The sequence below is a fragment of the Janthinobacterium breve genome, assembly GCF_051380895.1.
Taxonomy (GTDB): Bacteria; Pseudomonadota; Gammaproteobacteria; order Burkholderiales; family Burkholderiaceae_D; genus Janthinobacterium.
On record NZ_JBNYXY010000001.1, the window covers coordinates 1 to 13491 of the forward strand.

The window sequence follows — 13491 nt, forward strand, 5'->3', positions numbered from 1 at the left end:
CTTGCCCGTGTAGCGGACCGCCTGCTCGACCCACTCGATCGGTAAATGTTGCCCCAGGCGTTCCCAATTAGGCGCCTCTTGGTGTTCTGTCAAAAAATGCATCGCGTCATCAAGCATGTATCGCAGGTTAACAGGCTCTTCTGACGTTTACAAGCCGGAAAATAAAAATGCTGTTCAGTCTTAACTGAACGGCATTAGGCCTGCTGGCCCGTTTGCTTATTTCAGCCAGCCCCGATGGCGGAAATACAGGAAGGGCGCGATGGCGCTGGTAATCATCAGGCCCCAGGCCCAAGGATAGCCGAACGTCCACTCCAGTTCCGGCATCAGCTTGAAGTTCATGCCGTACACGCTGGCGATCAGCGTCGGCGGCAGGAAGGCCACACTGGCCACCGAGAAGATCTTGATGATCTTGTTCTGGTTGATGTTGATGAAACCGACGGTGGCGTCCATCAGGAAGTTGATCTTGTCAAACAGGAAAGACGTATGGCCATCGAGCGATTCGATGTCGCGCAAAATCTGCCGCGCTTCCTCGAATTGCTCGGAATTCAACAGACGGCCGCGCATCAAAAAACTGACGGCACGGCGCGTATCCATCATGTTGCGGCGGATGCGGCCATTCAAATCTTCCTCGTGGGCAATGGCATTCAGCGCTTCGGCCGCGTGCGCATCGGTAAATTCCTTTTGCAGCACACGCGTGCTGACTTCTTCCAGGTTCTGGTAGATGCCTTCGAGCACGTCAGCCGAATACTCGGCATCCGTGGCATACAGGTCGAGCAGCACGTCCATGTAGTCGGCGATCGAGCCTGGTCGCGAACGGGCGCGCATGCGCACCAGTCGGAACACGGGCAGGTCGTCCGTATGCATGGAAAACAGGATCTTGCGGGCCAGAATGAACGCCACGGTGATGACGCGCGAGGGACCGTCGTCTTCTTCACGCAAGAAGTCCGTGCGCAGATGCAAGTCGCCGTTTTCCGCTTCGTAATAACGGGCCGACGCTTCAATATCCTTGACTTCGTCTTCGCCCGGCAGGGTGACGTTGTAGATGGCCTTGACCCAGGCCCGTTCATCATCGGTGGGGTCGGTCAGGTCGACCCACACCGGTTCGGCATTTTCGAGGTCTGCGCGGCTGTCGATCGGCACCTGGTTGAGCCGGCCATTCTGTAATACAAAGACATTGATCATGCGCGCTCTCAGCCGGATGTTGGGTTATCGTGATGTGCTGGCGCTGGCGCCAAAAATGAAAACAGCGCAAGTGTACCCGCAAAGGCCTTTTCACGACCACCCCCCGGCACCGCTTTTTCACGGAAAAAGTGCGGCGTTGCACCAACCGAGCCGGTTAAGATGCTGAGCCGCAATAGTGCCAATCAGGCAGCTTTTATTTTATGCAAAGAAAACCGGCTGCCATCAAGGCAATTCCGCCGCCCCCATACGGCGCAGGATGACGCCCGTGCGCCGGTTCAGATAGCCCGTATCGCGGTGACGATCGTAAAAGCGGGGGTTCGGCAGCATCACGGCCAGTTTCGCCGCCTGCGCCGCACTCAGGCCCGCCGCGCTGACGTGGTAATAATGACGCGCGGCCGCTTCGGCACCGAAGATGCCCGTGCCGAATTCCACCACATTCAAATAAATTTCAAAGATGCGCTGCTTGTCCATCAGGCTTTCCAGCATATACGTGATGATCAGCTCCTGGCCCTTGCGCACATAGCTGCGCGAACCGGACAGGAACAGATTCTTCGCCAGCTGCTGCGTGATGGTGGAGCCGCCCGCCACGACCTTTTGTTTTTTATTATTTTTTTCGTACGCCTTTTGCAAGGCTTCCCAGTCCACGCCTTCATGCTCGGAGAAATTCGCATCTTCCGAGGCGATGATGGCGCGTTTCAGATTGTTCGAGATGCGGTTGTATGGCACCCACGTCTGCTGGATGGTCGCATTGGGATTCTTGTCCTGCAAGACAGACAACTGTTCGCGCATGAAGGCCGTGCTGGACGGGTTGTGGTCGATCCACCACCAGATTTGCAGGAAGAAATACAGTTGCACGACGATGAAGGCCAATACGGGCACGATGAACAGCCACTTGATCCAGCCATAGCGGCTGGTGCTGCGACGCGCGCCCTTCTTGCCCGCGCTCACAGGCTGCCCCGCAATTGCGCCAGCAAGTCCTGCGTCTGCGGCCGCACGCCGCGCCACACGTAAAACGCTACTGCCGCCTGCTCCACCAGCATGCCCAGGCCATCGCGCACCTGTGCGCCATGCTGCGCGGCAAAGTCCATGAAGACGGTGGGCTGGGCGCCATACATCATGTCCAGCGCCAGGGTGTGGCTGCCGAAAATACCCGCTGGCACGGGCGGCAAGTCGCCCGCCAGGCTGGCTGAGGTGGCATTGATGACGATATCGAACTGGCCCTCGGGCTGCGTGAAGCCGCCCGCACGCAGTTGATCGGGGTGAGCCAGCGCGTCGGCAAACTGCGCCACCAGCGCCTCGGCCGTGGCCACGGTACGGTTGGCAATGAACACTTGCTGCGGCCCCTGTTCCAGCAAGGGCAGCACCACGCCGCGCGCCGCACCGCCCGCGCCCAGCAGCAAGATGCGCTTGCCGGCAATGGTCACGCCCGCGTTGCGCACGATGTCCGCCACCAGGCCCGCGCCATCGGTATTGTCGCCAAGAATGGTGTCGCCATCAAAACGCAGGGTATTGACGGCGCCGGCCGCTTGCGCGCGCGGCGTCAGGACGGTGGCCAGCGCACACGCGTCCAGCTTGAACGGCACCGTCACGTTCGCGCCCTTGCCGCCCTCGGCAGCAAACGTACGGGCCGCCAGGGCAAAGCCGTCCAGCGGCGCCAGCCGGCGTTCATAGACCATGGCGACGCCCGTCTGCAGGGCAAACGCGGCGTGTATCAGGGGGGACTTGCTGTGGGCGATAGGATTGCCGAAGACGCAATATTGATCGGGATTAATATTTTGCTTGCTCAATTGCTGCCGCCAGTCAGGTTAGCTTCCATTTTTTCTTCGCGGGTAAATTTGAAACGGGTGATGACGACCCACAGGTCATCTTTATCACTCGACAACATATTCGGTGGGAAACGGCCGAAAGGCGCCGCGCGGCGCACGATGGCCAGGGCGGCCGCGTCCAGTGCCGCGTTGCCCGAGCTTTTCTCCACGCGGGCGCCGCCTTCCTTCTGGTAAATCGTGCCGTCCTGGAAGATGGGAATGTACACGACCAGTTCGCCATACATCTTGCGGCCATTCTTTTGCGGGAAATTCAGGGTGCCGATTTCCTCGATGCGCTTTTGCAAGGTCTTGTAATACATGGCATAGCCGACCTCCTGCGTGCTGGGCGTAATGAAGGTCTTGCGGGGACGCTTGTTCTGGTCTTCCACGGTCTGGCTGATCTCGGCCGCCATGCGCGCGATGGCCTTGCTGCTTTCCATCAAGTCCGAGCCGGAGGCCAGGGGATTGGGCTTGTCCTTTTCCGTGACGGGCGCGGCGCTGTAAGGCGTCGGCTTGGCCGCCTGCGTCAGCAATTCCTGCTGTTTTTGTTCCAGTTCGGCGATGCGCCGGGCGCTGGCCTTGACGCTGTCGCCCTCTTCCACCTTGCGCATGTCGGGCAAGGGCGACTTGGCGCGGCCCTTGTCGGCCTGGCCACCGCCATCGAGGTTGGCTTGCGCCAGGGCATCGGCCTTCAGCGGTTTGTTCGCATGCTTGGCGTTGACCAGGATCACTTCCAGGCCGGGGTCCGTGGCGACGGCCCGCTGCGGGGCCGGGGCGACAAAATGCATCGCCAGCAAGGCGCCGTGCGCCAGCAGCGATACCGCCACGGCTATCATCAGGAAACGATACTCTCGGAAAGACTTCACGCGCAACCCAGTTCGCAACAAGCACAAGATACAAGATGCCTGAATTCTACGTCAAAGGGCGATGCCGGCAACAGTTTTCAGCACCGCCTTGTGGCTTGGAGGCCTTACTTGACCTCGGGCTCGCTGACCACGTCTTCGCTGGCCAGTTCCGCCACTTCCGCATCGGCGTCGCTGACCTGGTTTGCCGCTTCCGGCGATGCCTCAGCCGTCACGTCGCCGTCTTCAAGGGACGCATCGTCTGCCTCTTCCTCGTAGTCCGGCTCGGCATCGGCCGCCGCGTCCGGCACGGTGGCAATTTCCAGCAGGCGCGCTTCAATGCTCAGGTCGACTTCATCCCAGCGCAGCAAGTCCAGTTTCACCTGGGCGCCGCGCGCCACCGATGGCATGCCTGGCAGCTTGATGACCAGCGGAATGTCGACCAGGCGCAGGATTTCATCTTTCAAGACCACGGCATCGACCTGGCGCGCGTTTTCCTGGTGCAGCCAGCGCAAGCACCAGTAGCGTTCCATGTTCGACTGGAAATCGCCATAAGCGGCATATGCGGCGTCAAACGCCGAGACGATGGCAAACAGGTTCGCGTCGCGGGGCTTGAACGGCGCCACCAGGGGCGCCGTCACGCCATGCTCGGCGCAAGCGATGATTTGCCACTGGTTCACCAGGTCCGTGTAGCGGCGCAAGGGCGAAGTGCTCCACGCGTATTGATCCACGCCCAGGCCCTGGTGCGGCGCCGCATGGGTGACCATGCGCACCTGCATCTTTGCCGCCCAGCTATTGCCGCTGCCGCCACCCTGGCTGCGGTAGATGCCCGGCACGCCATGGTCGTGCAACATCTTGCCCCAGGTACTGTTGGCAAAGATCATCAGTTCAGCGACGATCTTGTCCAGCGGCGCGCCACGCTTGCGGCGCGCCACGGTGACGATGTCGTTTTCTACATAAAAGTTGAAATCGACGCGGTTATTCTGTTCCGGCTTCAGGCCAAACGCTTCGCGCTTCTTCATGCGGCCCTGTTCCAGCTGCTGCGCCCATTGCCACAGCACGGCAAAATCAGCCTTGTGCGGATACTCGCCTTCGCCACTGGCCAGGGTTTCCTCGTTGACCAGGTCATCGAGCTGGTTGTGGCGCAAATTGCTGGCGATCGGCACCAGTTCGGCGCGCGTCTGCGTGCTGACCACGGCCCAGTCGGCTTTCGGATCCAGCGTGGCGTACAGCGACAGTGCCGGGCACGTCGTGCCTTCGGCGAGCGTGAAAGCATTCACGATTTCGTCCGGCAGCATGGTGATCTTGTCGCCCGGCATGTAGACGGTCGACATGCGCTGGCGCGCCATCTTGTCGATCACGTCATCCGGGCGGATGCCCAGGCCCGGCGCGGCGATGTGGATGCCTACTTTCACGGTGCCGTCTGGCAGCGGCTGCACGGAGAAGGCATCGTCGATCTCGGTCGTCGTGACGTCGTCGATCGAGAAGGCGGCCACGTCGGCCAGCGGCAGCTTGGCCGTCACGCTCGGCACGGGCACGCTTGGAAAACCTGCACCCTTGGGGAAATTTTCGTAGAGGAATTTCGACAAATGCAAGTCTTTCGGCGACGCAATGCCCCCCACGGCCAGCATCAAACGCGGCGGCGTCGTGTGCAATTCCGTGCATGCTGCTTCCAGCGCCTTGTATTCGATGGTGTTCTTGTCGGGCTTGAACAGCAATTGCAGCACCATGGGCTGCATCGAGGCAGGCAGGCGGTTTTGCTTCAGCTCTTCCACATACGCGGCTTGCACCAGCGCTTGCTGCTTTTTCTTTTCGATGCCGGCCAGGGCCGCCTTCAAGGATGCTTCCGGCGCCGCCTTGTAGCGGCCCCGGCCCTTCTTGTAGAAATACACGGGCGCCGAATGCAGGGCCAGGATCAGGCCGGCGGCTTCCGGCGGCAACGGGGCGTGGCCGAAATACTCGGTACCCAGCTCGGCAAAGCCGAACTCGTCTTCGCCCGCTACTTCCCACAGGAAATCGAGGTCGATATCAAAAGCAACAGCCTTGGCTTGCTCGAGCAGCTCGGCCGGGGCCGGCTTTTCATACTGCAGCAGCACATCCTTGATCTTGACCTTGGTGCGCTTGCCGCTGGCCATTTCCACTTGATACGCTTCACCCGCTTGCGACAGGACCGTGCCGACCTTGAAATCGCCGGATTCTTCAAAAAATAGATTCATTGTTATGCTTTGTTTATTAATGTGTCGGTTGCAACGGTGCGAGTGAGGGATATCAACTCGAGCACCGCCGGCAAAAATACTTCGGTTACCAGCAGCAATCCCTGGTGACGCTGATACAGACAGCGGCGGGCAAAAAACAGCGCCCGTTCGTCGACCCGCTGCCCTTCCCGTGCCAGCGCCGCCTGCGCCCGCTGCACCAGCGGGTGTCCGGCGCGCAAGCGGGCAAATTCCAGTGTGCTGCGGCGTACCATGCGGTCGCCAAACAGGGTCGTGCCCAGCGAACGCTCGCCCAGCGCGGAAAACAAGGGCCAGTCCGTGGCCGTCGCCTGCATGGGCACCACGGTATGGCCAAACACGGCCGGTTTGTTATCACAACGCAACAGCACTTCGCGTTCCCATACCCGGCCCGCGCGGTGCAAGCCGATGCTGGCCGCCTCGTCGCTCAAACAGCGCGCTGTTTCCTGGTGCAAACATTGCACGCGGAATGCCTGACTATGCGCTTTCAGCTTGGCCGTCAGCGAACCTCCGCCCGTGAGCCAGTGGCGCAGGGCCGGTGGCGCATTGATGGCATTCACGTGCGCATGCCATTGCGCCTGGCGCAGCGAACCCGGCCTCACCGGGCCGCGTCCACAGGGATGCCGCAAAATGCCAGCACGGGCGTCAGGTATGCGACAAATTCGCTGATGCCATGGTCGCTGCCATCGATGACGCACTGCTGCGCCCCCTGATAATGCGCCAGCATGTCGCGGTAGTCGAGCACTTCATCGCCGGTGGCGGCAATCAGGAAATAACGTTGCGGCTCAGTAATTTTCTCTACGGCAAAGGTTCCCAGCTCGGCTATGTATTCACGCTTGAACTCGAATGGCTTGTCAGAATGAAACTCTGTCGTCACGCCCACGTGTTGTTCCAGGTCGATCAGGGGCACGATGGCAGGATTGAGCAGCACGGCGCGGCAACCCAGTTGCTCGGCCAGCCAAGTGGCGTAATAGCCGCCCAAGGACGAGCCGATGATCGTCAGTTCGGCGGGCGCCACATCCTTGACCAGCGACAGGGCCAGTTCGATGGCCAGCTTGGGCGAGGCCGGCAATTGCGGGCACAGCCACTCTGCCTCGCGGCCCAGCGCCTGCATCTGCGCGGCCAGCAGGCGCGACTTCATCGACAGGGGCGACGAGCGGAATCCATGCAGGTACAGAATCATCGGCCCAGCGCCTCCAGCAATTTCTGGTGCAGGCCGCCAAAGCCGCCATTGCTCATGACGACGATCTGGTCGCCGGGACGGGCGCTAGCGGCCACGGCGGCCACCAAGGTATCGATGTCTTCATAGGCGCTGGCAATCTTGCCCAGCGGCGCCAGCGCGTCACCCAGGCTCCAGCCCAGCGCGGCATGGCTGCCGAAACCGAAGACCAGGTCGGCATCCTTCAGGCTGCCCGGCAGCGCATCTTTCATGGCGCCCAGCTTCATGGTGTTCGAACGCGGCTCCAGCACAGCCAGGATGCGGGCGCTGCTGCCTATTTTCTGGCGCAGGCCGCCCACGGTGGTGGCAATGGCCGTCGGGTGATGCGCGAAATCGTCGTACACGGTAATGTCGTTGACCACGCCGCGTACTTCCATGCGGCGCTTGACGCTGTCAAACGTGGCCAGCGCGGCGCACGCCTGGGCAATGGGCACGCCCACGTGGCGCGCGGCGGCGATGGCCGCCAGCGCATTGCTGCGGTTGTGCTTGCCCGTGAGCGCCCACGCCACATGGCCTTCCTGCTGGCCATTGAAATACACGTCGAAACTGCCATCGGCCTGCTCTTGCAGTTGCCAGTTGGCATCCTCGCCAAAACTTTCCTTTTCACTCCAGCAACCACGCGCCAGCACGCGCTGCAGCGACGCTTCGTCGCCATTGAACACCAGGCGGCCAATGCCGGGCACGGTGCGCACCAGATGGTGGAATTGCGTCTCGATCGCGTGCAGATCAGGGAAGATGTCGGCGTGATCATATTCCAGGTTATTCATGATGGCCGTCTTCGCGTGGTAATGCACGAACTTGCTGCGCTTGTCGAAGAAGGCTGTGTCGTACTCATCGGCTTCGATGACGAAGAAGTCCGAATCGGCGCTCTTGCCGTCGATCTTGCCGCTGAGGCGGGCAGAAATGCCAAAGTTCATCGGCACGCCGCCGATCAGGAAGCCCGGCGCGTAGCCCGCGTCTTCGAGTATCCAGGCCAGCATGGCCGAGGTTGTCGTCTTGCCATGCGTGCCGGCCACGGCCAGCACCCACTTGTTGCGCAAGATGTGTTCGCCGATCCACTGCGGGCCGGACACATACGGCAGGCTGCGGTTGAGAATTTCTTCCACCAGCGGATTGCCGCGCGAGACCACATTGCCAATCACATACAAATCCGGGTTCAGCTGGGTTTGTTCCGGATCAAAACCCTGGATCAGTTCGATTCCCTGCGATTCCAGCTGGGTGCTCATCGGCGGATAGACGTTGGCATCGCAACCGGTGACTTTATGGCCGGCTTCCTTGGCCAGCACGGCCAGGCCGCCCATGAAGGTACCGCAAATGCCGAGAATATGAATATGCATGTGATCAGTGCGAAAGGTGCACGCTTAAGTAAGTAAGACGGTGAGATAAAAAAGAGCAAGTGTGGGATTTTACCTGACGCCATGACTTTTTCCGCTTCGGAGTATCATCTCGCTCATGACGAACGATGCATTTGACGATAGCGCGCAGCTGCGCCTGGAAATCGCCGCCGCTGCCGCGCGCCTCGTGGCGCAGGATGGCGCCGACTATGGCAGCGCCAAGCGCAAGGCGGCGCGACAAGTACTGGGCGAGGCTCCCAGCCCGCCCAACGTACTACCTGACAACGACATGATCGAGGAACAGGTGCGGCAATACAATGCCGTGTTCCTGGCCGACAGCCAGCCGGCGCGCCTGTTCCAGCTGCGCATGATCGCGCTGCAGGTCATGGAAGCGTTGCAACAATTTCATCCCCTGCTCAGCGGCCCGGTGCTGAACGGCACGGCCGGCCCCCACGATGAAATCTATTTGCAGCTGTTTGCCGACAGCGCCAAGGAGATCCACATCTTCCTGCTGAATAAAAATGTCGTGCTCGACATGTCGGAAAGCCCGCATTTCAAGGGAGCGCGTTATGATGCGGTCGAGACGGCCAGTTTCTTATGGAAAAACGAAGGCGTGCACGCAGCCATGTATGAGCTCGACGATATGCGCGGCGCACTGAAAGCCAAGGCGGACGGCAAGGTGCTGCGCACCGATATCGCGGGGCTGCGCAGCCTGCTGGCCGCCAGCCTCGCTGATGGCGTGCCGGCCGCCGACTAACATTGATATAGATAAAGTTATGACAAAAAAGAATTGGATCGCCTGCGCCATCGTCGCGCTGATGTTTGGCGGCATGGGCGCCTACGTCGGTTTGAGCAAGGAAAAAGCGAAAGACGCGGGGAAAGAAGCGGGACCGCAGACGACCACCATCGCGCCAGGCGCGACGGGCCCCGTCAACGAACTGTATGCGCTGTCCCTGCCGGATGCGGCGGGTGCCAAGCAAGCCTTGTCGCAATGGAAAGGCAAGAATTTGCTGGTCAATTTCTGGGCGCCGTGGTGCCCGCCTTGCGTGGAAGAAATGCCGGAGTTATCCGAAGTGCAAGGTCACTATGCGGCAAAAAACCTGCAGGTCATCGGCATCGGCATCGATTCGGCCAGCAATATTGCCACTTTTTCCAGCAAGATCGAGATCGCCTATCCTGTGTATGTTTCCGGCTTGAGCGGCACCGACCTGTCGCGTCATTTTGGCAATACCACGGGCGGTTTGCCCTTTACGGTGCTGATCGGCGCCGATGGTGAAGTCAAAAAGACCTATCTGGGCCGCTTGAAATTTGATCAGTTGCGCGCCGATCTGGATAAATTGTAAATTCGGAGCGTGCTTTTTTCTCTTGCCAATGCGTATCTTTGGCGGCAAAATGCGGAACTTTCGCTAAAACGGTCTTCCATACATGGCAAAAAACCTCCTTCTGCTCAACGGTCCCAACCTGAATTTGCTGGGAACGCGCGAGCCTGAGGTCTACGGCGCCAGCACCTTGGCCGATATCGAGCAGGCAGCAATGGCGCAAGCCATGGCGGCCGGTGCCGACCTGGTCTGCTTTCAAAGCAACCATGAAGGCGCGCTGATCGACCGCATCCATGCCGCGCGAGCGGAAGGGATCGATGCCATCGTCATCAATCCGGGCGGCCTGACCCATACCAGCGTTGCCTTGCGCGATGCGCTGGCCGGGGTCGCCATCCCGTTCGTGGAAGTCCATATCTCGAATATTTATCAACGCGAAACGTTTCGACATCACTCATTTCTCAGCGCGATCGCGCTGGGGACGATCTGCGGACTAGGTATCGATGGATATCGGCTTGCCATCGACTTTGCGCTTAAAAAACGTTAATCTACGCGATCTGCATGCATTTAGCGCGGCGATAGGTTCTGGACATCACCGCATCACTCATAAAACAAACTACATTCCTAGGGGTTTTACATGGATCTACGAAAACTCAAGACCTTGATCGACCTGGTCGCCGAATCGGATATCGCAGAGCTGGAAGTTACCGAAGGCGAAAGCAAGGTTCGCATCGTCAAATCGTCGGCCATGCCGCAAAACCAGATGGTCATGATGCAGCCGCAAGGCATGCAAGCCCACTACCAGCCAGCCGCGCCTGCCGCACCTGCGCCGGCGGCCGCAGTCGTCGCCGCCGAGCCAACGGGCTATGTGGTCAAGTCGCCGATGGTTGGCACTTTCTACCGCTCCTCCGCTCCTGGCACCGCCGCGTACGTTGAAGTGGGCTCCACCGTCAAGGAAGGTGATACGCTGTGCATCATCGAAGCGATGAAGCTCCTGAATGAAATCGACTCCGATAAAGCCGGTGTCGTGACCCAGATCCTGGTCGAAAACGGCCAGCCGGTCGAATTCGGTCAACCCTTGTTTGTGATCGGCTAAAACCCAGTCAACACGGCCGGCGACGGCCGTTTGCAGTTTTAACCCCTCACACTTGTTGTTTCGCCGGCTCGCCGGCTCTCACAGACATACGCGAACCTACCATGTTTGAAAAAATCCTGATTGCCAACCGTGGTGAAATTGCCCTCCGTATTCAGCGCGCCTGCCGCGAAATGGGCATTAAAACGGTTGTAGTCCACTCCGAAGCCGACAAGGACGCGAAATACGTCAAGCTGGCCGATGAATCCGTTTGTATCGGACCGGCACAGTCGTCCCTGAGCTACCTGAACATGCCCGCCATCATCAGCGCCGCTGAAGTGACGGATGCGCAAGCGATTCACCCTGGCTATGGTTTCCTGTCGGAAAACGCCGACTTCGCCGAACGCGTCGAGAAATCGGGCTTCGTCTTCATCGGCCCCCGCTCCGAATCGATCCGTTTGATGGGCGACAAAGTGTCGGCCAAGCAAACCATGATCAAGGCTGGCGTGCCTTGCGTGCCCGGCTCGGAAGGCGCATTGCCGGACGATCCGAAAGCGATCGTGCAAATCGCCCGCAAGGTCGGCTATCCGGTCATCATCAAGGCCGCCGGCGGCGGTGGCGGACGCGGCATGCGCGTGGTGCACACGGAAGCTGCCCTGATCAACGCCGTGTCGATGACCAAGACGGAAGCCGGCACCGCTTTCGGCAACCCTGAAGTGTATATGGAGAAGTACCTGGAAAATCCGCGCCATGTGGAAATCCAGATCCTTGCCGACGAACACAAGAACGCCGTCTGGCTGGGCGAGCGCGACTGCTCCATGCAGCGCCGCCACCAGAAAGTCATCGAAGAAGCGCCGGCGCCGGGCATCCCGCGCAAGCTGATCGAGAAAATTGGCGACCGTTGCGCCGAAGCCTGCCGCAAGATCGGCTACCGCGGCGCCGGCACGTTTGAATTCCTGTACGAAAACGGCGAGTTCTATTTCATTGAAATGAATACCCGCGTGCAAGTCGAGCATCCAGTCACCGAGATGATCACCGGCATCGACATCGTGCAAGAACAGATTCGCATCGCCGCCGGCGAAAAACTGCGTTTCCGCCAGCGCGACGTCTTGCTGTCGGGCCACGCCATCGAGTGCCGCATCAATGCAGAAGATCCATTCAAGTTCACGCCATCGCCAGGCAAGATCGTGTCGTGGCATGCACCGGGCGGCCCTGGCATCCGCGTCGACTCGCACGCCTACGCCGGCTACTACGTGCCGCCGCACTACGACTCGATGATCGGCAAAGTGATCGCTTACGGCGCCACGCGCGAACAAGCTATCCGCCGCATGCAGATCGCCCTGTCCGAAATGGTGGTCGAAGGCATTAACACGAATATCGCCCTGCACCGCGAACTGATGATCGACGCGCGCTTCATCGAAGGCGGCACCAACATTCACTATCTGGAACAGAAACTGGCCGACATGCCGGACCTGGGCAAGAACCTGAATAGCGGCAGCCCCAGCATCGCCAAGAAATCCGAAATCAAGGCGGGCGCATGAGCTGGACGGAAATCGTCATCGAAATCGCCCGTGACAACGCGGAGGCCATGTCCGACGCGTTGATGGAAGCGGGCGCCCTGTCGGTCTCGGTGGAAGACGCCGATGAAGGCACGGATGCCGAGCAACCTTTGTTTGGCGAGCCCGGCATGGAACCGCAGGAAGCGGCGTGGGAACGCAGCCGCGTGGTGGCGCTGACCGACATCGACGCCGACCAGGCCGCCATCGTGGCCGCAGCAGCCGCCGCTGTCGGCATGGCAACGGTACCGGCATTTACCATGCGGCCCGTGGAAGAGCAGGACTGGGTGCGCCTGACCCAGTCGCAATTCGCGCCGATTCACATCGGCAAGAATATCTGGGTCGTGCCCAGCTGGCACGAGGCACCGGATCCTGCTGGCCTGATCCTGGAACTGGACCCGGGCCTGGCCTTCGGCACGGGCAGCCATCCGACCACGCGCCTGTGCATGGAGTGGCTGGAAGCCAATCCCGCGCCCGGCAAAACCGTGCTCGACTACGGTTGCGGTTCCGGCATCCTGGCCATGGTGGCCAAGAAACTCGGTGCGGAAACTGTCGTTGGCGTCGATATCGACCCGCAAGCCATCGAATCGGCTGGCGACAATGCCGAACGCAACCAGTGCGAGATCGAATATTTCTTGCCAGACACGTTTGCCACTTCGGCACACGCCACGGCAAAATTTGACATCGTCGTCGCCAACATCCTGTCGAGCCCATTGAAGCTGATGGCGCCGATGCTGTCGGGTCGCGTCGCCGACGGCGGCGCCCTGATCCTGTCCGGCGTGCTGGCACGCCAGGCGGAAGAAGTGGCCGCCGCCTATGCACCATTCATCCAATTGGGTGTCTGGGCCGAGCAAGAGGGCTGGGTTGCCCTGCATGGCCGCCTGGGCGCCACGCAAGCGCCTGCGCCACGCGCGGAAGGTGCATAAGCACAGCA

The 13491-nt window shown here is 60.3% G+C and carries 14 protein-coding genes; 6 read left to right on the forward strand and 8 right to left on the reverse strand.

Going from position 1 to position 13491, the window contains the following annotated elements; all coding sequences use genetic code 11:
* Positions 1 to 216: 216 nt before the first annotated feature.
* The 8 genes from corA to mpl form a co-directional block, all read right to left on the reverse strand.
* Positions 217 to 1182: a magnesium/cobalt transporter CorA gene (gene corA / locus ACQ4W0_RS00005; RefSeq protein WP_099762164.1), complete on the reverse strand. Its 966-nt coding sequence runs from the start codon at positions 1180 to 1182 to the stop codon at positions 217 to 219.
* Positions 1183 to 1404: 222 nt separating this feature from the next.
* Positions 1405 to 2145: a monofunctional biosynthetic peptidoglycan transglycosylase gene (gene mtgA / locus ACQ4W0_RS00010; RefSeq protein WP_436575377.1), complete on the reverse strand. Its 741-nt coding sequence runs from the start codon at positions 2143 to 2145 to the stop codon at positions 1405 to 1407.
* Positions 2127 to 2969, reverse strand: a complete 843-nt coding sequence (gene aroE / locus ACQ4W0_RS00015; RefSeq protein ID WP_436574920.1) for a shikimate dehydrogenase — start codon at positions 2967 to 2969, stop codon at positions 2127 to 2129. The genes mtgA and aroE overlap by 19 nt, the downstream gene beginning before the upstream one ends.
* A complete protein-coding gene (locus tag ACQ4W0_RS00020; protein WP_436575378.1) occupies positions 2966 to 3823 on the reverse strand; it encodes a TonB family protein in 858 nt (285 codons plus the stop codon). Before ACQ4W0_RS00020 ends, aroE begins: the two co-directional genes overlap by 4 nt.
* 134 nt (positions 3824 to 3957) lie before the next feature.
* Positions 3958 to 6045 carry a ribonuclease catalytic domain-containing protein gene (locus ACQ4W0_RS00025; RefSeq protein ID WP_436574921.1) on the reverse strand — a complete coding sequence of 696 codons (2088 nt, stop codon included), beginning with the start codon at positions 6043 to 6045 and terminating at the stop codon, positions 3958 to 3960.
* Between the two features lie 2 nt (positions 6046 to 6047).
* Positions 6048 to 6662 carry a chorismate--pyruvate lyase family protein gene (locus ACQ4W0_RS00030; RefSeq protein ID WP_436574922.1) on the reverse strand — a complete coding sequence of 205 codons (615 nt, stop codon included), beginning with the start codon at positions 6660 to 6662 and terminating at the stop codon, positions 6048 to 6050.
* Positions 6659 to 7243 carry a YqiA/YcfP family alpha/beta fold hydrolase gene (locus ACQ4W0_RS00035; RefSeq protein ID WP_436574923.1) on the reverse strand — a complete coding sequence of 195 codons (585 nt, stop codon included), beginning with the start codon at positions 7241 to 7243 and terminating at the stop codon, positions 6659 to 6661. The genes ACQ4W0_RS00030 and ACQ4W0_RS00035 overlap by 4 nt, the downstream gene beginning before the upstream one ends.
* On the reverse strand, positions 7240 to 8616 hold the full coding sequence (gene mpl / locus ACQ4W0_RS00040) for a UDP-N-acetylmuramate:L-alanyl-gamma-D-glutamyl-meso-diaminopimelate ligase (protein ID WP_436574924.1): 1377 nt from the start codon (positions 8614 to 8616) through the stop codon (positions 7240 to 7242). The genes ACQ4W0_RS00035 and mpl overlap by 4 nt, the downstream gene beginning before the upstream one ends.
* A gap of 115 nt (positions 8617 to 8731) precedes the next feature.
* Between mpl and ACQ4W0_RS00045 the strand changes: the two genes are divergently transcribed.
* The 6 genes from ACQ4W0_RS00045 to prmA all read left to right on the forward strand — a co-directional run bounded on the left by ACQ4W0_RS00045 (position 8732) and on the right by prmA (position 13483).
* Positions 8732 to 9370 carry a hypothetical protein gene (locus ACQ4W0_RS00045; protein WP_436574925.1) on the forward strand — a complete coding sequence of 213 codons (639 nt, stop codon included), beginning with the start codon at positions 8732 to 8734 and terminating at the stop codon, positions 9368 to 9370.
* 19 nt (positions 9371 to 9389) lie between these two features.
* On the forward strand, positions 9390 to 9956 hold the full coding sequence (locus ACQ4W0_RS00050) for a TlpA family protein disulfide reductase (protein ID WP_436574926.1): 567 nt from the start codon (positions 9390 to 9392) through the stop codon (positions 9954 to 9956).
* 82 nt (positions 9957 to 10038) lie between these two features.
* A complete protein-coding gene (aroQ, locus tag ACQ4W0_RS00055; protein WP_436574927.1) occupies positions 10039 to 10476 on the forward strand; it encodes a type II 3-dehydroquinate dehydratase in 438 nt (145 codons plus the stop codon).
* Between the two features lie 90 nt (positions 10477 to 10566).
* Positions 10567 to 11025, forward strand: coding sequence for an acetyl-CoA carboxylase biotin carboxyl carrier protein (gene accB / locus ACQ4W0_RS00060; protein WP_436574928.1), 459 nt, complete (start codon positions 10567 to 10569; stop codon positions 11023 to 11025).
* 101 nt (positions 11026 to 11126) lie between these two features.
* Positions 11127 to 12542, forward strand: a complete 1416-nt coding sequence (gene accC, locus ACQ4W0_RS00065; RefSeq protein ID WP_102119631.1) for an acetyl-CoA carboxylase biotin carboxylase subunit — start codon at positions 11127 to 11129, stop codon at positions 12540 to 12542.
* Positions 12539 to 13483 (forward strand): 50S ribosomal protein L11 methyltransferase, encoded by a 945-nt coding sequence (prmA, locus tag ACQ4W0_RS00070; RefSeq protein WP_436574929.1) that lies wholly within the window; start codon positions 12539 to 12541, stop codon positions 13481 to 13483. The genes accC and prmA overlap by 4 nt, the downstream gene beginning before the upstream one ends.
* The last annotated feature ends 8 nt before the right edge of the window (positions 13484 to 13491 follow it).